Source organism: Iodidimonas muriae, assembly GCF_014647255.1.
Taxonomy (GTDB): domain Bacteria; phylum Pseudomonadota; class Alphaproteobacteria; order Sphingomonadales; family Rhodothalassiaceae; genus Iodidimonas; species Iodidimonas muriae.
This window is the reverse complement of the sequence record NZ_BMOV01000001.1, coordinates 294,699-317,476: the sequence shown is the minus strand read 5'-3', so window position 1 is coordinate 317,476 and position 22,778 is coordinate 294,699. Positions and strand designations below refer to the sequence as shown.

The 22,778-nt window shown below is 56.4% G+C and carries 23 protein-coding genes; 14 read left to right on the top strand and 9 right to left on the bottom strand.

All coding sequences use genetic code 11. The features are described from left to right. The first annotated feature begins 175 nt into the window (after positions 1-175). Positions 176-460: an ElaB/YgaM/YqjD family protein gene (locus tag IEX96_RS01340; RefSeq protein ID WP_149999237.1), complete on the top strand. Its 285-nt coding sequence runs from the start codon at positions 176-178 to the stop codon at positions 458-460. Between the two features lie 2 nt (positions 461-462). Beyond that, complete coding sequence (locus IEX96_RS01335) at positions 463-912, top strand: hypothetical protein (protein WP_150004749.1); 450 nt, start codon at positions 463-465, stop codon at positions 910-912. On the opposite strand, the gene IEX96_RS01330 is transcribed toward IEX96_RS01335, so the two are convergent. The 5 genes from IEX96_RS01330 to folK all read right to left on the bottom strand — a co-directional run bounded on the left by IEX96_RS01330 (position 909) and on the right by folK (position 5,831). Next, on the bottom strand, positions 909-1,682 hold the full coding sequence (locus IEX96_RS01330) for a M48 family metallopeptidase (RefSeq protein ID WP_210431075.1): 774 nt from the start codon (positions 1,680-1,682) through the stop codon (positions 909-911). The genes IEX96_RS01335 and IEX96_RS01330 overlap by 4 nt on opposite strands. 104 nt (positions 1,683-1,786) lie before the next feature. Continuing rightward, positions 1,787-3,043 (bottom strand): dihydrolipoamide acetyltransferase family protein, encoded by a 1,257-nt coding sequence (locus IEX96_RS01325; RefSeq protein ID WP_188873352.1) that lies wholly within the window; start codon positions 3,041-3,043, stop codon positions 1,787-1,789. 11 nt (positions 3,044-3,054) lie between these two features. Continuing rightward, complete coding sequence (locus tag IEX96_RS01320) at positions 3,055-4,032, bottom strand: alpha-ketoacid dehydrogenase subunit beta (RefSeq protein WP_150004746.1); 978 nt, start codon at positions 4,030-4,032, stop codon at positions 3,055-3,057. Beyond that, on the bottom strand, positions 4,025-5,128 hold the full coding sequence (pdhA, locus tag IEX96_RS01315; protein WP_150004745.1) for a pyruvate dehydrogenase (acetyl-transferring) E1 component subunit alpha: 1,104 nt from the start codon (positions 5,126-5,128) through the stop codon (positions 4,025-4,027). Before pdhA ends, IEX96_RS01320 begins: the two co-directional genes overlap by 8 nt. Positions 5,129-5,300: 172 nt before the next feature. Further along, positions 5,301-5,831, bottom strand: coding sequence for a 2-amino-4-hydroxy-6-hydroxymethyldihydropteridine diphosphokinase (folK, locus tag IEX96_RS01310; protein ID WP_229773449.1), 531 nt, complete (start codon positions 5,829-5,831; stop codon positions 5,301-5,303). Between the two features lie 120 nt (positions 5,832-5,951). On the opposite strand from folK, the gene IEX96_RS01305 reads away from it, so the two are divergent. Further along, complete coding sequence (locus IEX96_RS01305) at positions 5,952-6,572, top strand: LabA-like NYN domain-containing protein (protein WP_150004744.1); 621 nt, start codon at positions 5,952-5,954, stop codon at positions 6,570-6,572. Beyond that, the gene (locus IEX96_RS01300) at positions 6,569-7,243 is read left to right on the top strand and encodes a uracil-DNA glycosylase (protein WP_150004743.1); all 675 of its coding nucleotides are present in this window, start codon (positions 6,569-6,571) and stop codon (positions 7,241-7,243) included. Before IEX96_RS01305 ends, IEX96_RS01300 begins: the two co-directional genes overlap by 4 nt. Positions 7,244-7,292: 49 nt before the next feature. Here the strand turns inward: IEX96_RS01300 and IEX96_RS01295 are convergent, their stop codons facing one another. Next, on the bottom strand, positions 7,293-7,943 hold the full coding sequence (locus IEX96_RS01295; protein WP_229773448.1) for a CGNR zinc finger domain-containing protein: 651 nt from the start codon (positions 7,941-7,943) through the stop codon (positions 7,293-7,295). Positions 7,944-8,055: 112 nt separating this feature from the next. Between IEX96_RS01295 and IEX96_RS14170 the strand changes: the two genes are divergently transcribed. Further along, positions 8,056-8,181: a hypothetical protein gene (locus tag IEX96_RS14170; RefSeq protein WP_268238487.1), complete on the top strand. Its 126-nt coding sequence runs from the start codon at positions 8,056-8,058 to the stop codon at positions 8,179-8,181. 67 nt (positions 8,182-8,248) lie between these two features. On the opposite strand, the gene IEX96_RS01290 is transcribed toward IEX96_RS14170, so the two are convergent. From IEX96_RS01290 to proB, 3 genes are all read right to left on the bottom strand, one after another. Next, positions 8,249-9,418, bottom strand: a complete 1,170-nt coding sequence (locus IEX96_RS01290; protein ID WP_150004741.1) for an LL-diaminopimelate aminotransferase — start codon at positions 9,416-9,418, stop codon at positions 8,249-8,251. Positions 9,419-9,497: 79 nt separating this feature from the next. Further along, the gene (locus IEX96_RS01285; RefSeq protein ID WP_150004740.1) at positions 9,498-10,787 is read right to left on the bottom strand and encodes a glutamate-5-semialdehyde dehydrogenase; all 1,290 of its coding nucleotides are present in this window, start codon (positions 10,785-10,787) and stop codon (positions 9,498-9,500) included. Then, the gene (gene proB, locus IEX96_RS01280) at positions 10,784-11,941 is read right to left on the bottom strand and encodes a glutamate 5-kinase (RefSeq protein ID WP_150004739.1); all 1,158 of its coding nucleotides are present in this window, start codon (positions 11,939-11,941) and stop codon (positions 10,784-10,786) included. The genes IEX96_RS01285 and proB overlap by 4 nt, the downstream gene beginning before the upstream one ends. Before the next feature lie 369 nt (positions 11,942-12,310). On the opposite strand from proB, the gene ilvD reads away from it, so the two are divergent. The 9 genes from ilvD to IEX96_RS01235 all read left to right on the top strand — a co-directional run bounded on the left by ilvD (position 12,311) and on the right by IEX96_RS01235 (position 22,715). Further along, positions 12,311-13,999, top strand: a complete 1,689-nt coding sequence (gene ilvD, locus IEX96_RS01275) for a dihydroxy-acid dehydratase (protein ID WP_150004738.1) — start codon at positions 12,311-12,313, stop codon at positions 13,997-13,999. 4 nt (positions 14,000-14,003) lie between these two features. Continuing rightward, positions 14,004-15,020, top strand: coding sequence for a ketol-acid reductoisomerase (gene ilvC, locus IEX96_RS01270; protein WP_150004737.1), 1,017 nt, complete (start codon positions 14,004-14,006; stop codon positions 15,018-15,020). After that, on the top strand, positions 15,017-16,729 hold the full coding sequence (gene ilvG, locus IEX96_RS01265) for an acetolactate synthase 2 catalytic subunit (protein ID WP_373293727.1): 1,713 nt from the start codon (positions 15,017-15,019) through the stop codon (positions 16,727-16,729). The genes ilvC and ilvG overlap by 4 nt, the downstream gene beginning before the upstream one ends. Further along, the gene (locus IEX96_RS01260; RefSeq protein ID WP_150004736.1) at positions 16,726-17,058 is read left to right on the top strand and encodes an ACT domain-containing protein; all 333 of its coding nucleotides are present in this window, start codon (positions 16,726-16,728) and stop codon (positions 17,056-17,058) included. Before ilvG ends, IEX96_RS01260 begins: the two co-directional genes overlap by 4 nt. Continuing rightward, the gene (locus IEX96_RS01255) at positions 17,058-18,635 is read left to right on the top strand and encodes a 2-isopropylmalate synthase (RefSeq protein ID WP_150004735.1); all 1,578 of its coding nucleotides are present in this window, start codon (positions 17,058-17,060) and stop codon (positions 18,633-18,635) included. Before IEX96_RS01260 ends, IEX96_RS01255 begins: the two co-directional genes overlap by 1 nt. A gap of 11 nt (positions 18,636-18,646) precedes the next feature. Continuing rightward, positions 18,647-19,597, top strand: coding sequence for a branched-chain amino acid transaminase (locus tag IEX96_RS01250; protein WP_150004734.1), 951 nt, complete (start codon positions 18,647-18,649; stop codon positions 19,595-19,597). 13 nt (positions 19,598-19,610) lie between these two features. Further along, positions 19,611-20,675: a 3-isopropylmalate dehydrogenase gene (gene leuB / locus IEX96_RS01245; RefSeq protein WP_188873351.1), complete on the top strand. Its 1,065-nt coding sequence runs from the start codon at positions 19,611-19,613 to the stop codon at positions 20,673-20,675. A gap of 54 nt (positions 20,676-20,729) precedes the next feature. Further along, positions 20,730-22,070: a homoserine dehydrogenase gene (locus IEX96_RS01240; RefSeq protein WP_150004732.1), complete on the top strand. Its 1,341-nt coding sequence runs from the start codon at positions 20,730-20,732 to the stop codon at positions 22,068-22,070. Between the two features lie 78 nt (positions 22,071-22,148). Then, a complete protein-coding gene (locus IEX96_RS01235; RefSeq protein WP_229773446.1) occupies positions 22,149-22,715 on the top strand; it encodes a lipid-binding SYLF domain-containing protein in 567 nt (188 codons plus the stop codon). The last annotated feature ends 63 nt before the right edge of the window (positions 22,716-22,778 follow it).

Genomic DNA, 22,778 nt, shown 5'->3' with positions numbered 1-22,778 from the left:
TCTTTCCCGATAAAACAAGAATTTAGTCGGATTGATCTGGCTCAATCACAAAAGCCCCGCCTGGCCCTAGATTGCTTTTCGCCAGCAGATGCTTTGCAATAGATTCGGAACGAATATCTGTGCGAACCGTTAGCTTGAAATACGCCCGAACCATCATTCTTCAGGAGATCGAAACATGGCCACAGAAAAAAAATATACCGATGAAATGGACGCCCTTAAAACCGATGTCCAGAAACTGCGTGCCGATATTGCGGCTCTTGTCGGAGCCTTCGGTGACGATGCCAGCGCCAAAGGCCAGGAAGCCCGTGAAGCCGCCGCACGGCATTTGCGTGAAGCCCGTGCAAAAAGCGAAGCCGGTTTAAAGCAGATTGAAGGCAGCATCGAACAGAACCCGCTTACCGCTTTGGCGATTGCTTTGGGCCTTGGCTTTCTGGTCGGCGCACTTTTGAACCGGCGCTGACAATGATTGGGGGCAATCTTTTCAGAGCCGCCGCTGCAGATGCCGCCAAGCGTTTGTTGCTGATCCTGGTCGCCGCTGTGTTAATCGCCGTTGTTGCCATTTTATTATGCGGGGCGTTGGTGGCGGCTTTGGCTTTATATCTACCCATCTGGGCAGCCCTGTCCATTACCGCTGTAATTTTGCTGATACTGGCATTGGCTGCGGTGCATATGGCCCTTGGCCAGGAAAAAGAAAAAACCAAGGATCACACTCAAGCGTCTGCGGCCTCTTCCGCCAGTGCGCAAGCGGTCGATATCGGGGAAATGATCGGCAAAAGCATGAAGGATCGTCCGAAAACGACCCTTGGCGTTGCTTTGCTTATGGGCGTGGCATTGGGGGCCAATCCATCTTTGCGGCGGGATCTGATCGACCAATTAAAGAATTGGGATGGCGGATCGCCCCCCGTTCATTAATTGCCTTTATAAAAAACCAGCGCTTCAGGCAGATGCTTCTTGATGCGCTCGATGCGGTCTTCCGGCAAGGGGTGAGTGGACAGGAATTTCGGGGGCCGCTCACCGCCTACTGCCGCAAAATTTGCCCAAAGATCAACTGCAGCACGGGGATCATAGCCTGCTTTGGCCATATAAATCAGGCCAATGCGGTCGGCTTCGGATTCCTGGCTGCGATTGAACGGCAAGCTGACCCCCAAAGTTGCCGCATTGGATACCAGCCCCACCATTTCCTGACTTTGGGTGGCGGCACCCAAAACCGAAAGACCAAGCTGCGTTGCCATATCGCGGCTCATGCGCTCGGCGGAATGACGCGCCATCACATGGCCAATTTCATGGCCCAGAACGGCGGCCAGCTGCGCCTCTGTTTTGGCAACATCAAACAGGCCTGTATTCACCCCCACCTTGCCACCGGGCAGCGCAAAAGCATTGGGTGTTTCATCGCGGAACAAGGTAAATTCCCATTCGAATCCCTCTGCCCCTTCCACCACCTTGCTGATGGCTTCCCCCACACGCTCTACCATCCGGGCTTCTTGCGTTCCGGTAACAATCGGCGTTTGTTGCTTGATCTGTTGATAGGCTTCCAGGCCCAAGGCCGTGCTTTGTTCTGGAGACACCAGAATCAGTTGCCGCCGACCGCTTACAGGAGCGGTGGTGCACGCCGTCACCAAAAGCACCAAACCAAGCGCACCGCACAGGCTATATGTCCCAAACCGGCCATTTCTCAACATCATCTCACCCTTTGGATAATCCCACAGTCTCCAACACTATCCGCAACGGACATCAGGCAAAAGAGGATTGATCATATCGGCTTGTAAATGATGCAGAAAAAACCCCGTCACATGGTCAAGGCCATAGCATCAGGGTCGGTCAACACAGACCGGACCGTGGATAAGAACCGCGCCGCATCCGCCCCATCATTCAGGCGATGATCAAAGCTCAACGAAAATGGAACGATAAAGCCCGCTTCCACATGATAATGGTCCAGATCACCGATAATCACCGGTTCGATCTTGCCCCGCCCCATGCCCAATATGGCCGATTCAGGATAGTTGATGATGGGGAAAAAGCCGGTCCCCCCCAATGCACCCATATTGGTGATGGAAAATGTCCCGCCCTTTAAATCGGCAGGACCGGCTTTGCCCGCCCGCACCCGCTCCGACAGGTCTTTCAAGGCTGCGGCCAATTCAACAATGCCCAGCCGATCCGCATCCCGAAGCACCGGCACCAACAGGCCACGATCGGAATCCATGGCAATGCCCATATGGATATAGTCTTTTTCGACAATCTCTTCCCGGACCATATCAAGGCTGGCATTGAAACGCGGATGCTGCTTCAAGGCGATGGTCACGGCCTTTACCACAAAGGGCAATAAAGTAAGGGGCGGCCCGCCTTTTTCCACCAAAGCCATTGCGTGGCGCTTACGCCGGCGTTCCAACCCGGTCAGGTCGATGCGTTCTTCCAGCATCACATGGGGGATTTCCGCCCATGCCTTTGCCATATGCCGTGCTGTGGCCTTGCGGATCGATTGCAAGGCTGTGCGGCGCACCGGCCCGAATTGTGAAAAATCCGGCAAGGGGGATGCTGTGATGCTCCCCTGTCCTTCCCTTATCTGCGTGCCTTTTTCATAAGCCTCCACATCGGCGCGCGTGATATGGCCCTTGGACCCTGTGGGCCTTATATCAGCAAGGGAAATATGGCGCTCTTTTGCCAAGCGGCGCGCTGTGGGCGCTGCCTTTATGGAGCCAGTATGGGCGGGCGCATCGTCCCTCTTTTGCGCAGATGGTCCCGCTTCATTTTCCTGCTTGATTGAAGGGGCGTCAGACGCAGCCTCTCCCTTTGATGCAACCGCCTTTTCATCGGTTTCTACGGTCATCAAAACATCGCCCACTCGAACGATGTCCCCGATTTTTACGGGAATATCAGCCACCGTTCCGTGATAAGGAGAGGGAAGCTCGATGGCGGCTTTATCAGATTCCACCACAAAGGCGGTGTCGCCATCTTCCACCACATCGCCGGGCTTCACCAATATGTCCTGAACCTCAACCTCGTGAATGCCTTCACCGGGGTCTTGCAACCTGAAATCCTGTCGCATGGAGCCTCCGTTCAGATAGTTAGGGTTTCGCGCGCTTCATCATAAATCCGCAAAACGCTGGGCAGATAATGCTGTTCGCGGGCGAAAAATGGTGGGTGAATGTCATAGCCTGTGACCCGTTTCACTGGCGCTTCCAGATGGAAAAACGCCTTGTCATTGATCCGCGCACATAGCTCCGCCCCCACCCCGAAACTGCGCGATGCTTCATGCACCACCACAGCCCGGCCGGTTTTTTTCACCGATTGGATGATGGTCTCTTCATCCAAAGGCGAAATGGTCATCAGGTCGATCACCTCGGCCTCGATCCCGTCACCGGCCAGCTTGGTTGCCGCGTCCACCGCCCGGGGCAACATGGCCCCATAAGCAATCAGCGTAAGATCCTTACCCACACGCACCACATCCGCCTTGCCGATCTTGATAGGCTCGGCCACATCGGGAACGTCTTCTTTAAAGGCGCGATAAAGGGCTTTGGGTTCATAGAAAATCACCGGATCGGGATCGCGGATCGCCGCGGCCAAAAGCGCCCGCGCCTTTATGGGGCCAGACGGGATCACCAATTTCAGACCCGGCGTGTGCGCCCAATAGGCTTCGCGGCTTTCGGAATGGTGTTCCAAGGCCCGCACCCCCGCGCCATAAGGCATGCGGATAACCATAGGGACAGAAAAACGCCCATTGGTGCGCCAGCGAAACCGCGCCACATGATTTTCAATCTGGTGAAACGCCTGATAGGAAAAGCCGGAAAACTGCATCTCGGCCACCGGCTTCATCCCGTTCAGCGCCATGCCCACCGCCATGCCAATGATCCCGGCTTCAGCCAATGGCGTGTCCAGCACACGGGCCGCCCCGAAATCTTCTATCAATCCTTGGGTGGCGCGAAAAATTCCACCATCCACCCCCACATCTTGCCCCAACAAGATCACAGCGTCATCCTCTGCCAATGCTTCGCGCATGGCCAGGTTAACCGCTTGAATCATCGTAAGTTCAGCCATGGGCCCGCTCCCGTTTCAAACGTTCACGGAAATAGGCTTTCTGCTCGGTAATATGTGGATAATCCTGCGCATAAAGCGCATCGAAAATGCCCATCGGATCGCCGGCATCCAGCTCTTCGATGCGTTCTTGGGTTTCTTGCCAATCATGTTTCAACGCATCGCGGAAAGTCTCGCGCATGCCCTTTAGGGTTTTGTCATCGATCAGCCCCTTTGCCTTCAGATATGTCTCGAAGCGGCTGATGGGATCGCGCTTGCGCCACGGGGCCACATCGTCTTCCGTGCGATATCGGGTGGGGTCATCGGCGGTGGTATGCACCTCCATGCGGTAAGTCACACATTCCAAAAGTGTGGGAATCTGTTCATTTCGGGCACGGTCCACCGCTTCTTTCGCAGCAACCCATACCGCCAATATGTCATTTCCATCCACGCGCAGGCCGGGAATACCGTAAGCGACCGCTTTTTGGGCGATGGTTTTGGATCGGGTCTGCTTGGCTAAAGGCAAGGAAATTGCCCATTGATTGTTCTGACATACAAATACTACCGGAAGATCTAAAACACCGGAAAAATTCAATGCCTCGTGGAAATCGCCTTCCGATGTGGCGCCATCCCCATGGAATGTCATCACAATATCATCTTCACCGCGATATTTTGTGGCATAAGCCACCCCGGCGGCATGGAGCAATTGTGTGGCCACCGGCACGCAAAGCGGCAAATCCCGCGCGTCTTCCGGAATTGCCACACCTTCATTATATCCGGCGGCAAACAACCAAATATCGCGCGGCTTTGCCCCACGCCAAATCTGGGCGGCAATTTCACGAAAAGACGGCACCAGCCAATCGGACGGGCGCAAATGTGCCGCCGCTCCAATTTGCGCCGCTTCCTGACCTTTGATCGGCGCAAAGGTGCCTATGCGGCCCTGCCGCTGCAGCTTCAACATGCGTTCGTCAAAGCAACGGCCATACAGCATGGCCCTGTGCATTTCCAAAAGGTCGGTTTCTGGTATATCGGGCTCGAGCGCTTTATCGACCGCACCGGTCTCATCCAGAATGGACAGATGCGTGACAGTGCCCAGCCGCTCCACGGCGTGCCTTGGCATAACGATCCTCCGAAAAGTCCCCAAAATGGAAGCCGCTTATATGTGCTGCTTTCCTTTTCACGACTCCATCTTGGCCTTTATCGGCACAGACCTCAAGACATCAAAAAAAGCCGCTATTTTGCCCGGTTTTTCAGGACTTTTGCTGTTAAATCATCAAGGCATGAGAGCCATATCAGTCCAAGCGGCGAACATTTTGATCCGGCAATGCCGCCAAAAGCTCGGATATGGTGCACTTCAAAACCGGATGAATCCACTCTGGCGCGATATCGGAAAAAGGTTTTAATACAAATTGTCGCTGATGTAATCTTGGATGCGGAAGGATCAAGCCATCCGGAGCCTTGGATGTGCGCCCTGCCCGCTCCCAACTCTCCTCATCGGGGACCACCAGACTGTCAAAGTCCAGAAGATCCAGATCCAATGTGCGTGCCTGCCATCGTTGGGTGCGCTCCCGCAAAAATAAGGCCTCGACCTTATGTAATTGATTTAAAAGACTCCGGGCATCCTTTTCCCAGATAATATGTGCCACTGCATTGACATAATCAGGCTGTACAAAAGGACCGATAGGCGCTGTAGTGTAAAAAGGGGAAATTTCCTTGATAGTAACGCCAAAGTTGGGAAGAAGAGAAAGCGCAGAACGTAATGTTTTTTCAGAATTGCCCGCTTTAGTAGAAAGATTACTGCCTAACCCAATATATGCCATCATTTGCCCGATTATTCTTTTCAGATAGTTTCTGTTGCAGGTTGATCGAAAAATTTCTATGCCTTGCTGCCGGTCACTTTATGATCTGCATGATTCAGGCACTTTAAAAACGGACGTAACCTCATGATATTCTACCCTGACGAAAAAATCGGCGTTTTTATCGACGGTGCCAATCTTTATGCAACGGCCCGTTCGTTGAACATGGAAATCGATTATAAAAAGCTAAAAACTTTTTTTGCAGAACAAGGGCGTCTCGTTCGCGTTTTCTACTATACCGCGATCTTGGACGATCAAGACTACTCTCCCTTACGTCCGCTGATCGACTGGCTGGACTATAATGGCTTCACATTGGTCACCAAGCCCACCAAAGAATTTACCGATGAACATGGACGCCGCAAGGTCAAAGGCAATATGGATATCGAAATTGCCGTTGATATGCTGGCGCTTTCGGAATCCCTTGATCATGTGGTGCTGTTCTCGGGCGATGGCGATTTCCGCCGCCTGATCGAAGCGATCCAAAGGAAGGGCGTGCGGGTAACCGTGATTTCCTCCAACACCACACAGCCCTCTATGGTGGCCGATGAATTGCGCCGCCAGGCAGATCAATATGTGGATCTTGCCAAGATCCGCGACCATTTCTCGCGCCCCCGCCAGGCACAGCAAGATGCGGATATTGGCGAACCTTATGAAGACGACGATGGCTATTACGATGATGACGAGGATTATGAAGACGACCCTGCATGAGCAAAGCGGACCCGAGCGTGACTGCGAGCCTGAACGAATGCTACCCTGCCAATCCGCCAGCCGATTGCGCTCTGTGTCCTCGCTTGGTGCAGTATCGGGAAGATAACAGGCGGAAATTTCCCGATTTCTTCAATGGCGCCGTCCCCAGCTTTGGCGATCCGGATGCAGAGATTCTGATTGTCGGCTTGGCCCCCGGTGTGCGCGGGGCAAACCGCACAGCCCGACCTTTCACAGGGGATTATGCGGGCAATCTTCTTTATCCCACTTTGGTGAAGTTCGGTTTTGCCACAGGCACCTTCAAAGCCGATCCCGAAGATGGATTGCGTTTAAACCGCGCCATGGTCACCAATGCGGTGCGCTGCGTGCCGCCGGAAAACAAACCAACCGGGGCCGAGGTCCGCACCTGCCGTCCTTATCTTTTAAGCGCGATGGACGCGCTGCCCAATCTCAAGGTGCTGTTCATTCTGGGCCGCATCGCCCATGACACGGTTCTCACAAGCCTTGGGCAAGTGCGCTCAAAACATCCCTTTGGCCATGGTGCTGTGCACCGGATCGGGGACCTTGTCCTTGTGGATAGCTATCATTGCTCGCGGTATAATGTGAATACCGGCAGGCTCACCACCGAGATGTTCGAGCAAGCCTTTGAAAAAGCCGTCGAGGCTGTCGACTAAAAAGAGCGGCGTCAGGTAAAAAAGCTGCGGTTAAAGAGAAATCGTGGCCTCAACCGGCCTCCGCCTGTTTTGATTTGCAACGCCGGTGATACCGTGCTGCCTTGGCGCGGTTGCCGCAACTGTGCATGGAACACCATCGCCGCCGTCCCGCCTTGCTGCTATCCAGAAACAACCAGTGGCACCGGTCATTTCCGCAAGATCGCAGGCGGTCATGGTCCGCTTGAAAAATCAAATCCATCACCGATTGGGCCACCGGCCAAAGTGGTCGTGCAAGACTTGTCCCCTCCTTCCAGCACCATTTTGGCCCCTTATCACTCCAGACCAGGGTTTGAGCCGCTTGTGCCTCCATGTGCCAGACATTGACCACGGCAATGCTGTCCGAATCCGGCGCGTGCCCTTCTGCGCAGGCACTTATAATTGCCTTGATCCCCTTTCGCAAAAGACGAGCCTGTTCCATGATTTGCCCGACCTCTTCCGCATTATCTTGCGCCATATCGCGCAAAGCATCCACCTCCCTATCAAATAGAGAACCGGCTGCGACGCTCCAGCGCATCAATTCCATATAGCCATCAAGCCTGTCTTCGGCTCGCTCCGCCTTACGTCGTAGCGGTGCGGAATTAACGAAATCCAACGCTACGGCACCACCGATAAAATCATCCTCGCCCCATATATACGGCGACTTGGAGGCGTTATCAGGCATGTGTGTTTCGGTCATTACAATATCTAACCTTTAAAGATAATTTTATTGGTTTGAACTCCTCATGAACTCAATATATAACCTGTATATGGCTTTTTAAAGGTGGAGACAATCAATGCCCTGCGCAACAGACAAGACGTTCACCGCTCCCACGCGCCACGCACAGGCAGAGCGCCGCTGGCGGCGTTTAAGCCGCAACCGGTCTTCCAGCCTTCGCCATGGCGGATTCTGGATCACATGAGGCTGGGAAATGAACCAAAGGGTGCCGCCTGAACACTTTCAACGGCACCCTACTTTACGTTTTATTCCTAAAACAGGCGCTTCAAATTCCGCGCCGCTTGACGGATGCGGTGTTCGTTTTCCACCAGTGCAATACGCACATGACCGTCGCCATATTCCCCGAAACCCAAGCCCGGCGACACCGCCACCTGCGCTTCATTAAGCAAAAGCTTGGAAAAACCCACCGACCCCATATGGCGATATTTTTCCGGGATCGGCACCCATGCAAACATGGTGGCAGGCGGTGATGGCACGTCCCAACCAATGCGGGCAAAAGACGAAACCAGCACATCCCGCCGCGCCTGATAAATTGCCCGATGCTCGGCCACACAGTCCTGCGGGCCGTTCAAAGCGGCTGTGGCCGCCACCTGAATGGGGGTGAACGCACCATAATCCAGATAGGATTTCACCCGCGCCAACGCCCCGATAAGCTTGGGATTTCCGGCGGCAAAGCCGATACGCCAGCCGGGCATGGAATAGGTTTTGGACAGGGAAGAAAATTCCACCGCCACATCTTTTGCGCCCGGCACTTGCAAGATCGACGGTGGCGGATTGCCATCGAAATAAATTTCCGCATAGGCAATATCGGACAGGATATAAAGCCCCTCACGCTTGGCGAAGGCCACCATGTCCGCATAAAAATCCAGATCCACTATTTTTGCCGTGGGGTTGGACGGGAAATTCAGGATCAGGGCCGATGGGCGCGGCACCGAATGGCGGCAAGCCTTTTCCAATTCCCCCACGAAATTATCCAATGGCAATAGCGGCACATGGCGTACCGAAGCGCCGGCAATGGTAAAGCCGAAGGCATGGATGGGATAGCTGGGATTGGGGCATAAGATCACATCGCCGGGGGCTGTGATGGCCTGCGCCAGATTGGCCAATCCTTCCTTTGATCCCAATGTGACCAATGTTTCCTTGTCCGGGTCCAGATCCACCCCGAAACGACGCTGATACCAGCCCACCAGTGCCTTACGTAGCCCCGGAATACCGCGACTGGTGGAATAGCGATGGGTTTTGGGGTCCTGCACTGCTTCGGTGAGTTTATCCACCACATGGCGCGGTGTGGGCAGATCGGGATTGCCCATCCCGAAATCAATCACATCTTCCCCGCGCGCCCTTGCCGCCGCCTTTAACGCATTCACTTCGGCAAAGACATAAGGCGGCAAGCGCCGGATGCGGTAGAAATCGGATGTCATGGCGTCAATCTTTCACGATGGCTTATGCGCCGCCCATTCGGGCCTTTCCGAAAAAGGCGGCGCGGAAATGGGAACGCATTCAGGGGCGGATATGGCCCGTTCCCCGAACATGATAATGATAGCTGGTCAGATGTTCGGCCCCCACCGGCCCGCGGGCATGCAGGCGACCTGTGGCAATGCCAATTTCAGCACCAAAGCCAAATTCACCGCCATCGGCAAATTGGGTAGAGGCATTGTGCATGACAATCGCGGCATCCACATCCCGCAAGAAGCGATCGGCCACCTCCTGATCGCTTGCCAGGATACATTCCGTATGGCCGGTGCCATGTTGGTCGATATGCTGCAGGGCTTCATCCACCCCGTCCACCACATGAACGCCGATCACCGCATCCAGCCATTCCTGATCCCAATCGCTTTCGTCTGCCGCTTCGATTTCGGGACAAATGCTTTTGGCCGTTGCATCACCGCGCACCCGACATCCGGCCGCGCTCAAGGCGTGAACAAGACCGGGAAGCATCTCGGAGGCAATGGCCCGATCAATCAGCATGGTTTCCGTGGCTCCGCAGACGCCGGTGCGGCGCATCTTGGCGTTCACCACCACCTCTTGCGCCATTTTCGGGTCCGCAGAGGCATGAACATAGCTGTGATTCACCCCCATCAAATGGCCAAGAACCGGCACCCGGCTTTCCTCTTGCACCCGCGCCACCAAAGACCGGCCACCACGCGGGATCAACAGATCAATATGCTCGGTCATGCGGAACAATTCGCCCACGGCGGCACGGTCCTGTGTCGGCACGATATTCACAGCTTCAGCAGGAAGCCCGGCCTTTTCCAGCCCGTGACGCACCGCCTGTAAGATCCGCTCCACCGATCGACGGCTTTCGCTGCCCCCACGCAAGATGGTGGCATTGCCGGATTTCAAACACAGCGCGGCCGCATCCGCCGCCACATTGGGACGGCTTTCAAAAATCACCGCAACAACCCCCAAAGGCACCCGCACCCGGTCAAAGTGCATGCCATCGGCCCGGTCCCAGGATTGATCGATGGCACCCAAAGGATCAGGCCGTTCCGCAATGGCATCCAGCCCTGCGGCCATGCCATTGATCCGTCCTTCATCAAGCGCCAGTCGGTCGATAAAGGCATCATCCTTTCCCATCTCGCGGGCTTGTGCCACATCGGCGGCATTGGCTTCCAAAAGGTCGGCCTCAGCCTCCCGGATGGCGGCGGCGGCCGCTTTCAAAGCATTTTGGCGCACCGCATGGGAGCTGCGTTGCAAGATTTTCTGGGCAGCCTTTGCGGCATCCCCCAAAGCGATCATCTGGTCGTGCAGGTCAAGATCAGTCACAGTTTTCTTCACACTCCTACTCATTGGGCTTGCTCCATCACATCTGGATGAATGGTCATGGCGAGATTATCCCGGTGGATCAGCGCATCGGGGCCTTGATAGCCCAATAGCGCCTCGGAATGTTCCGAACGCTTCCCGGCAATGATACGCGCATCATCTGAATCATAGCTGATCAGTCCTATGCCAATATCCTGCCCCATTGCGCTGCGTACGCGCACAGGATCACCGAGCGAGAAATCGCCTTCCACCGCTGTAACGCCAACACTTAAAAGACTGTTTCCCGCATAAAGCGCTTTGACGGCTCCGGCATCCACCATAATGGTTCCGCTGGGCTCTACTGTGGCAGCAATCCACTGCTTGCGCACCGTCAATGGTTCGGACGAAGGGACAAACCATGTGGCACGCGCCTCTCCGCGCACCAAAGCCCCCAAAGCGCCACGTTTTTGGCCATTGGCAATGGCCATATAAGACCCGGCCCCAAGCGCTAGGCTGGCCGCCGCAATTTTTGCCGCCATTCCACCGGTGCCAAGGCTGCTGCCCGCACTGCCGGCTTTCGCCTTTATTTCCGGCGTAATCGCCGTCACCACCGGAATATGGGCCGCATCGGGCACCGAACGGGGATCAGCCTCGTAAAGCCCGTCCACATCCGATAACAACACCACCAGATCCGCACTGATCAATTGCCCGACCCGCGCCGCAAGGCGGTCATTATCGCCGAATTTGTGCTTATCAAAAGCCACCGTATCGTTTTCATTGACGATCGGGATGATCGACCGGGTCAACAACGCTTCCATTGTGGCCCGCGCATTCAAATGGCGCAGCCGGTCTTCCGTATCGCCCGGTGTCAATAACATCTGCGCCCCAACGGCCCCATGCCGCGCCAACGCCCGGCGATAGGCATCAAACAACCGGATTTGCCCGACGGCGGCGGCGGCTTGCCGGTCCGACAAATCGCGGATCACGCCGCCCAAGGCCGCCCGCCCAATGCCCACAGCCCCGGATGTGACAAGAGCCACCTGCTGACCCCGCGCCCGCATGGCCACAATATCGGCGGCCAATGCATCCAACCAGCGACGGCGCAAACGACCGCGATCCACAAGCAAGGCCGAGCCAACCTTGATGACCACGCGCTTTGCTTTCAACAGCCTGTCTGTTGGAACTTCCTGTTCGTGCTGCATACGCGAAATTCCTCGCCATTCCTTCTTCATCTTGCTAAATTTTAGCTTCTTTGGTAATTTTTATCTATTATCTGTGTTGACAGCGACAGAAACATGCATATCCTGCACTCATGAATATTGCAACGCACACAGAACGCCTTCAAGCGCATTTCCCGACGCTGACCAGCGGTAAAGTGGTGGCCTTAACGGCCCCCATAACCGCACGTTTTGTGCCAAGCCTTTTCGCTCAAGCCCTACTTGTGGGGATTACCGTGGTGCTGCTTTTCAGCAACATAATGGGGATGCCTTCCTGACAATCTGCGATCAGACAAGGAACACCAGCCCCGCCTCGCCACCGCAGCGGGGCTTTTCTTTGCCCAAGGACGAAAGATGACGGACAAAAAACGACCAAGTGATGCGATCACATCCCAAGCCCCGGCCCGTGCCATGTTGCGGGCCACGGGCATGGACGACGAGGCTTTGACGCGGCCCATGGTGGGCGTGGTCAGTACATGGACGGATGTTTCGCCCTGCAATCTGCATCTGCGCACCCTTGCCCTGCCCTTGAAAGATGGAATCCGCGAAGCGGGCGGAACTCCGGTCGAGTTCAACACCATCGCTGTTACCGATGGAATCGCTATGGGAACGCCGGGGATGCGCGCCTCTTTGATTTCCCGTGAAGTGATCGCTGACTCCATTGAACTTGCGGTTCGTGGTCACTGTCTTGATGCGGTCGCGGTGCTTGTCGGCTGTGACAAAACCATTCCGGCGGCAGCAATGGCGCTTGCGCGTCTCGATTTGCCCGGCATCATTTTGTATGGCGGCTCCATACATCCAGGCAAACATAAGGGGGCCTTCATCACGGTTCAAGAGGTGTTCGAAGCCGTTGGTGCACGTGCAGCGGGAAAAATCGAACAATCCGAACTGGATGAGATCGAGCGGGTGGCCTGCCCCGGCGCCGGAGCCTGCGGTGGCCAATTCACCGCCAACACCATGGCCATGGCCCTGACCATGCTTGGCCTTTCCCCCATGGGAGCCAATGATATTCCCGCCACCGATCCCGAAAAACCGGCGGCGGCGAACCGTTGCGGCAAGCTGTTGATGGATATGGTCAACAAGGACATTCGCCCCAGCAGCCTGATCACCCGCGAAAGCATTGAAAATGCCGCCACCATTGGTGCAGGCACCGCAGGGTCCACCAATCTGGTGCTGCATCTTCTGGCCATTGCACGAGAAGCCGGCATCACCATGCCCATTGATCGCTTTGACGAAATTTCAGCCCGCACACCGGTGATCACTGATCTCAAACCGGGCGGCCGGTTTTCGGCGGTGGAAATGAGTGAAGCAGGCGGCACAGCGCTTGTTGCGCGGCGCTTGATGGAAGCGGGCCTGTTGTCCGATGGCCCCACCGTCAGCGGCAAAAACCTGTTTTCAGAAATAGAAAAGGCCCCCGAAACCCAAGGGCAAGAGGTGGTCCGCACCGCAGACAATCCATTCAAACCACGCGGCGGCTTTGCCATTTTGCGCGGCTCCCTTGCCCCTGAAGGGGCGATCGTCAAGCTGGCGGGCCATGACCGCGACAGCTTCACCGGCCCGGCCCGGATATTCGATGGCGAAGAAGCCGCATTCCAAGCGGTGCAGGACGGAAAGATCAAGGCAGGCGATGTGGTGGTAATCCGCAATGAAGGACCGAAAGGCGGCCCCGGCATGCGCGAGATGTTGGCCGTTACCGCCGCCATTCAGGGTCAGGGTCTTGGCAATGATGTGGCACTGATCACCGATGGCCGCTTTTCCGGTGCCACCCACGGCTTCATGGTCGGGCATGTGGCCCCCGAAGCGGCCACCGGCGGGCCCATCGGGCTTTTGGAAGAAGGCGATCCCATCACCATTGATGTCGCCAACCGCCGCCTGCATGTGGAGGCCGATCTTGCGGCCCGCCGCATCGGCTGGAAAGCCCCACCGCCCACCGTCTGGACCGGCACTTATGCAAAATATGCGCGTCTCGTTTCTTCCGCATCCGAAGGAGCCGTGACGGCGTTTCCCTACTCCGCCATACAAATGCAAACACAAGAGGACTGAATCCATGAAAATGTTCCATGATAGTGATGTCGACCACACTGCGCTCAAAGGCAAAACCATTGCGATTATCGGCTATGGCAGCCAAGGCCGTGCCCATGCCTGCAATCTGAAAGACAGCGGCCACAAAGTGGTTGTTGGCGTGCGTGAAGGCGGCAAGGGCTGGCAAAGGGCGCGGCAGGATGGCCATGATGTGGCCGAGCCCGGCGACGCCGCAAAGGCTGGCGACCTCATCGCCATTCTCACGCCCGATATGTCACAAGAAGCGCTGTACCGCGATGTGATTTCCGGTGCCTTGCAACCGGGCGACACCTTGCTGTTCGCGCATGGTTTTTCCATCCATTATGGCCGCATCACCCCGCCTGAAGGCATTGACGTTGTGATGATTGCCCCCAAGGCGCCGGGCGATCTGGTGCGCCGCGAATATGAACGCGGACGCGGTGTTCCCTGCCTTTTGGCCGTGCATCAAGATGCAACGGGGTCGGCAAAGGCCCGCGCCCTTGCCTATGCACATGGCCTTGGCGGCACCCATGCAGGTGTGTTGGAAACCACATTCCCGGAAGAAACCATCACCGATCTGTTCGGCGAACAGGCGGTTCTGTGCGGCGGCATGAGCGAACTGGTTTTGAAGGGCTTTGAAACCCTGACCGAAGCCGGATACCAGCCGGAAGTGGCCTATTTCGAATGTCTGCATGAACTGAAATTGATCGTTGACCTGATGCAGGAAGGCGGCCTTGCCAAAATGCTCAGCTTCATTTCCGAAACGGCAAAATATGGCGATTTCGTCTCCGGCCCCCGGGTGGTGGACGACAGCACCAAAGAACGCATGAAAGCGGTGCTCACCGATATTGAAAACGGCACCTTTGCCCGCGAATGGATTTTGGAAAATCAGGCGGGCCTGCCGCGCTACAAGGCCATGCAGCAAAAGGATCTGAACCATCCGATCGAGAAAACCGGCAGCGCCTTACGCGCCCGCATGGCTTGGTTGAACCCTCAGCATAACGCAGAAAAACAAGCATCATGACCCACACCGCCTCCGCCCCTTTGGCGCCCCCCATGCACGAAACAGACCGTTTCACGGGCGCACATATGCTTGTACGCGCCTTGGAAGCGCAAGGGGTGGAGGTGGTTTTCGGCTATCCCGGCGGAGCGATCATGCCGGTTTATGATGCCCTTCCCGGCTCCACCCTGACCCATATTCTGACCCGCCATGAACAAGGCGCCGCCTTTGCCGCCGATGCGTATGCCCGCGTTACCGGCAAACCCGGCGTATGCCTAGCCACATCTGGCCCTGGCGGCACCAATCTGGTCACCGGCCTTGCCAATGCGTGGCTCGACAGCGTGCCTATGGTGGCCATCACCGGCCAGGTCGCCCGGCCCTTGATGGGCACAGATGCCTTCCAGGAAGTGGATATATTCGGCATCACCCTGCCCATCGTAAAACATAGTGTCATTCTGGACGATCCCGCGCAAATCGGCGAAGTGGTGGCGGAAGCCTTTGCCATTGCGGCTTCTGGCCGTCCCGGTCCGGTTTTGATTGATCTGCCAAAGGATGTGGCGGCCAGTGTCACGGTGCCGGCCAATGCGCCTTATGGAGAGCCAATGCCCCTGCCCCGCGCCGATAAGGATGCCCTTGAGCACGCGGCCGACATGATCCGCAAGGCCCGGCGCCCCCTTGTTTATGCAGGAGGCGGCATTGCTTTGGGAAAGGCCACCACCGCCCTGCGCCGCTTTATTGCCCGTACATCCATCCCTGTTGTTGCCACCTTGAAAGGGCTGGGCGCCCTGCCAACGGATGCGCCGGAATTTCTCGGCATGTTGGGAATGCATGGCAGCAAAGCCGCCAATCTGGCGGTCCAGAATTGCGATCTTCTGATTTGCTGCGGGGCGCGTTTTGATGATCGGGCCACCGGCCGTCTCGAAGGCTTTGCGCCCCATGCACGCATTTTACATATGGATGGAGACTGGGCAGAAATCAGCAAGCTCAAAACGGCCGATCACGGGCTTGTGGGGGATCTTGCCCATATGCTGAACAGCCTGCATCCCGGTGCCTTGGCCATCAATGACTGGATCGATGATTGCGCCCAAGACAAAAAAAACCACACATGGCCCTATGATGCCCCCGGCGACGGGGTTTATGCCCCTGCGCTTTTGAAAGACTTGTCCCAAGCCGCCGGTGACGATCTGATTATCACCTGCGATGTGGGGCAGCATCAGATGTGGGCGGCGCAGCATTGCCGCTTTTCCCGCCCCGAAGCGCATCTGACCTCCGGCGGCCTCGGCGCCATGGGGTACGGCATCCCCGCAGGAATCGGTGCGCTTTATGCCGAACCGGATGCGCAGGTGGTCACCATCACCGGCGATGGCTCTATCATGATGAATCTTCAGGAGCTGGCCACACTCAATCGCTATCACCTGCCCTTGAAAATCGTGCTGCTGGATAATCAGGCGCTGGGCATGGTGCGCCAATGGCAGGAACTGTTTTTCGACGGAAATTACAGCGAGATCGATTTATCGGACAATCCCGATTTCGCCGATCTGGCTCGCGCCTTCGGGCTGGAAGCCTTTACAGTCCGCACGCAAGCATCCGTGCCCGCTGCGATCAAACGCTTGTTGAGCAGCGATGGCCCGACATTGATGCATGTACGAATTGACCCGCAAGCCAATGTGTGGCCGCTTGTGCCGCCCGGCGCCGACAATCACCAAATGATGCAAGAAGAGGTGACCCCATGACCCTGAATATGTTGTTGATGCTTGATCCTTCCCACGGGGCGCTTCTAAGGGTTCTTGGCACCATCGAACGGCGTGGCTGGGTCGTGCGCGATATGACCATGCGCAGCACCGACTGTGAGGAACGTGCCGTTCGTATTTTCGCGCACCGCAAAGCCCTGCATGCCGGTTCGGCAGAAACCCTCATGCGGCATCTTGCCAAATTGATCTGCGTGCGCGAGGTTGCCCAAGAAACACAGACGCGGCCTGTGGCTGCCGCAACGGTCACGGCCCTTGGCAACCGGACCTCATCGGGATCACAAAGCCCATATTACGCGATCGGAGCGGTATGATGACTGCAAATGACAAGGTTCTGATTTTCGACACCACCTTGCGCGATGGTGAACAGGCTCCGGGTTTTTCCATGGACCATGATCAAAAGCTTCGCATGGCCCGTGCCCTTTCCGAATTGGGGGTGGATATCATCGAAGCCGGATTTCCTGCTGCATCAAAGGGCGATTTCCGCGCAGTCAATGACATCGCACGCCAAACGTCAGGGGCTACTATCTGCGGTCTGGCCCGCGCGGTAGAAGGCGATATTCGCGCCACCGCCGAAGCTGTGGCCCCTGCCGCCAAAAAGCGCATCCACACCTTCATCGCCACCAGCCCCATTCACCGCGAACACAAGCTCAATATGGATAAGGCCACCGTTTTGGCCCGTGCCGTTGAAGCGGTGCGTATGGCGCGATCATTTGTGGATGATGTGGAGTTCAGCGCCGAAGATGCGCTACGTACCGAGCCCGATTTTCTCATCGAGGTGTTTTCTGCCGTGATCGAGGCGGGTGCACGCACCATCAATATCCCCGATACGGTGGGCTATGCCACGCCGGAAGATATATACCGGCTGTTTTCCGATCTGCGTCTGAAAGTAAAAGGCGCGGAAAATGTGGTGCTGTCCGCCCATTGCCATGATGATCTGGGCCTGGCTGTGGCCAATTCCCTGGCTGCGGTGCGGGCCGGAGCGCGACAGGTGGAATGTGCCATGAACGGCATTGGTGAACGCGCGGGCAATTGCGCCACCGAAGAAATCATCATGGCATTAAAAACCCGTGCCGACAGCTATGCGCTGGGAACCGGTATCAACACCAGAAAACTTTATGGCGTATCGAAGCTGCTGTCCGGCGTTACCGGCCATGCGGTGCCGCGCAATAAAGCGATTGTCGGTGAAAATGCCTTTGCCCATGAATCCGGTATTCATCAGGATGGCATCCTGAAGAATGTGGAAACCTACGAAATCATGAAGCCCGAAGATATTGGCGTGCCCAAAAGCCAGTTGGTGCTGGGCAAGCACAGCGGGCGGCATGCCTTTGCCGAACGCGCCCGCGCCTTGGGCCATGATCTTTCCCCCGACCAGATTGACGAGGCCTTCACAGCCTTCAAAACGCTGGCTGATCGCAAGAAAGTCATCACCAATAGCGATATTGAAGGGCTGATTTTAGGCAAGGAAATGGGCACACAAGGCCCATGGCATCTAAAAACCCTACAAGTCTCGACCGGATCGGGTGACGGGGCCTTGCATATGGCCGCCGTTCATCTGGTCCATGATACCGGCCGCGCCGTACGCGAGGCATCCATGGGCAATGGGCCATTAGATGCCGCCTTCAAAGCCATCAAGCGGGCCACCAAAGCCTCGGCCACCTTGGCAGATTTTTCTGTGCGCTCCATTGGTGCCGGGGCCGATGCGCAAGGCTGGTCGGATGTGCGACTTGTGCATGACGATGTTTCCGTGCATGGCTCCGGTGTGGATACGGACATCGTCCATGCCGGAGCGAAAGCCTATCTGGATGCCCTCAATCGTTTAATCCGCGAAGCAAAACCCGATCCAAAAACGACCGCGCCCGCCTCATCCGCGCGCGCCCTGTCCGCATAAGGAAGACCATCATGGCCCTCACTCCCACCCGCTTCATATGGAAAAACGGCTCTCTCACCCCATGGGAGAACGCCACCACCCATATTCTCACCCATGCGCTTCATTATGGCTCCGCTGTGTTCGAGGGCATCCGCTGTTATGAAACCCCCGAAGGGCCGCGCGTCTTTCGGTTAGGCGATCATATCACCCGCATGTTCCAATCGGGCCGAGTGTATCATATCGACATCCCCTTCACCCATGAGGAGCTGTCGGCTGCCTGCAAAACCGTTTTGTCCAGCAACGAACTGGCCAGCGCCTATATCCGCCCCATCGCCTATAAGGGCTATGGCTCTATTGGTGTGGTGGGTCTGGACAGCCCCATCGATGTGGCCATCGCCGCATTCCCTTGGGGCGCCTATCTGGGCGAAAGCGGTTTGGCAGACGGCATTGATGTGTGCATTGCAAGCTGGCAGCGCATGGCTCCCAACACGGTTCCTACCGGATTGAAGGCTGCAGGCAATTATCTTTCCAGCCAGTTGATCTCCATGGAAGCCAAATCGCGCGGCTTTGCCGAAGGGATCGGCCTTGGCACCGATGGATTGGTCAGTGAAGGGGCAGGCGAAAACCTGTTCGTCGTTCATAAGGGCAAGCTTTTCACGCCCCCCGCCGCCGCCTCGATCCTTGCGGGGATCACCCGCGACACCATTATCACCTTGGCGAAAGATCGCGGCATCGAGGTTGTGGAACAAGCCATCCCGCGTGAGATGCTCTATATCTGCGACGAGATGTTCTTCACTGGAACGGCGGCGGAAGTAACGCCTATTCGCTCCATTGACCGCTTTTCCATCGGCACCGGCGAACGCCCCATCACACGGCAAATCCAGGACGCCTTCTTCGGGTTGTTCAATGGCCAAACCGAAGACCGCTGGGGCTGGCTGGAGCCTGTGGAAACCAACGCCCAGCTCGCCTCTGCTGCCATATAAGGCTTAGGGTTTCATGTCACATCGTATATTGCTTTTGCCCGGTGACGGTATCGGCCCCGAAGTGGTCAAGGCGGGCTGTTATGTGCTCGATCATCTGGCCACCGCCACCAATTTTGATATTTCCTATGAAACCGGCCTCATCGGCGGCGCTGCCATTGATGCCACAGGCGTGCCCATGCCCGCCCAAACGCTGGAAGCGGCCCGCCGCGCCGATGCGGTGCTTTTGGGGGCTGTGGGAGGGCCGCAATGGCATGGCCTGCCCGGCGACAAACGCCCCGAAGCCGGGCTTTTGGCCCTGCGCGCCGCCTTGGGTGTGTTTGCCAATCTGCGCCCCATTCGCGTGCGCCCGCAAGCCGTTGAACAGTCCCCCATCAAGCGCGAGATCGCGGAGGGCAGCGATATTTTATTCGTGCGCGAACTGACTGGAGGGCTTTATTTCGGCGACAAAGGCACCGAAGGCGATGCCGCCTATGATGTTTGCCGCTATAGCCGCACCGAGATCGAACGAGTGGTGCGTCTGGCTGCCGATGCGGCAACCGACCGCCGTGGACGCCTGACATTGGTGGACAAAGCCAATGTGATGGAAACCAGCCGTCTTTGGCGCGCTGTAACAGAAGAGATAATCGCGCAGCATTATAAAGATCTGGAATTGGAAATTTTGCTGGTGGATGCCGCCACGATGCATCTTCTTACCCGCCCGCGGGATTTCGATGTGATTGTCACGGAAAATCTGTTTGGCGACATTCTCACCGATGAAGCCAGTGTATTGACCGGCTCTATCGGGCTGATCCCGTCCGCCTCTCTTGGGACGACCGGTGCCGGGCTTTATGAACCAGTGCATGGCTCGGCCCCCGATATCGCCGGGCAAGGAAAAGCCAATCCCATCGGCATGATCGAAAGCATTGCCATGATGCTGGAATCAAGCCTGAACCGCGCACCTGAAGGACGGCTTTTACGCAAGGCAGTGGGCGATGCGCTGGGTGAAACAACAACCGCCGATCTGGGCGGCACGGCCAGCACCATGGATATGGCCCGTGCGGTTACAAAAGCGCTGGATAAGGCTTTTACCACCCAATAAGCCCCATTCATCCGGCTTTTCCCTGCTTTTACCCGTTGATACGAAAGACAGATCATGACCGAGAATGTGCTCGACACCCGATCCGAAGACGACGACAAACCGAAAAAACAGATCAGGCTGGGCATTGCCGGTCTGGGCACGGTGGGCTGCGGCCTGTTGGCGGTTCTAAAGAAAAACGGCGACCTGATCGCCAATCGGTCCGGATGCGAATTTACCATTGGCGCTGTCACCGCGCGGGACAGACAAAGAAAACGCGAGGTGGATATCAGCGCCTATCACTGGTGCGACAATCCGGTGGACCTTGCCGATCCCGATAAAGTGGATGTGGTGGTGGAACTGATCGGTGGGTCCGATGGCCCCGCCCTTGCCCTTGCCCGCGCAGCCCTTGGCAAAGGCCTGTCTTTTGTGACGGCCAATAAGGCCATGATCGCCCATCATGGGGCTGAATTGGCAAGTTTGGCAGAACGCACCGGAGCCTCTTTGCGGTTTGAAGCCGCCGTGGCGGGGGGCATCCCCATTGTCAAAACCATAAAGGAAGGGCTGGCCGCCAACCGTATCGACCGCATGCACGGCATCTTGAACGGCACGGGCAATTACATCCTTACGATGATGGAAGAAACCGGGGAAAGTTTCGAGAATGCCTTGGCCAAAGCGCAAGCGCTTGGCTATGCGGAAGCTGATCCCAGCTTCGATATCGACGGGGTGGATACGGCGCATAAAATCGCCATTCTCACCAGCCTTGCCTTTGGCACGCCGCCCACCATGGACGATTTGCCCATAGAGGGTATTCGCAATATCAGCGATATCGACATTGCCTATGCCAAAGATCTGGGCTTTCGCATCAAACTGTTGGGCATTTCCCGCCTGACCAAAGAAGGAAAACTCGACCAACGCGTTCATGCTTCGATGGTGGAAGCCTCGGAAGCGCTGGCAAAGGTCAGCGGGGCGTCCAATGCCATTGAAGCCCATGGCGATTTTGTCGGCCCGTGCATGATCGAAGGTTTGGGGGCCGGTGCTGGCCCCACGGCCTCTGCCGTGATGGCGGACCTTATTGAATTGGCGCGGGGAAATACCGGCTCCACCTTTTCTCTGCCTGCGTCCAAACTCGCCCCTCTGCCCCTTTTGGAAAGCGGCGAACGGACAGGCGAATTTTATGTCCGCCTGCGGGTAAGCGATAAAACCGGTGTTATGGCCGATATTGCCTCGGCTCTGCGTGATGAAGGCGTGTCGGTGGAGCGCTTGATCCAGCGGACCCGCGCTTCCGATGACAGCGTGCACCTGATCATGACCACTCATAAAACCTCAGAATCCCGGATGGCTTGCGTCCTTGAGCGTTTTTCCGACCTTTCTTCCGTCTTGGAAAAACCGTGCATGCTGCGTATCGAGCCCATTTGATTGCATCGTCGTGTCCATGAAATGGCCTTTTTTCGATGCTTGGCTTTTGAATCAATTCAAACAAGAAGGGGATCTCATATGACCATCGGGAAGACCATGCGCACATTGGTCGGTGCGTTGAGCCTTATCGGTCTGTTTATTGGCGGATCTGCTTTCACAGCCCATGCGGCATCGAAAGAGAAAATCGACCGCCGCGTTACCGAGGTCATGAGCAAATTCCGCGAAGATGTGGATGGCGCAGACTCCTTGCTTGCCAAAGCATCGGCGGTGCTTGTCTTTCCAAGCATCAAAAAGGGCGGAATTGGCCTTGGCGCCGAATATGGCGAGGGGGCACTTTTGATCGATGGGAAAACGGTGGATTATTATTCCACCGCAGCGGGGTCCATCGGGCTTCAGCTTGGCGGGCAAGTGCGCAGCCAGATCCTGCTGTTCATGGCGCCAGAAAAACTTGATGAGTTTCGTAAAAGCGATAAATGGGAAGTGGGCGTGGATGGCTCCGTTGCCGTTGCCACGGTGGGGGCCGGTGGCTCCATCGATAGCACCAATATCGATGCACCGATCCTTGCCTTCATCTTCAACAATAAAGGGCTGATGTATAATTTGTCCCTTGAAGGCTCGAAGATGTCGCGTATTGAACGCAATTAAGGCCCTGATTGAACGAAGGCCCCATCACACTCATAGAAAGAAGGCGGCTCGACACCGCCTTCT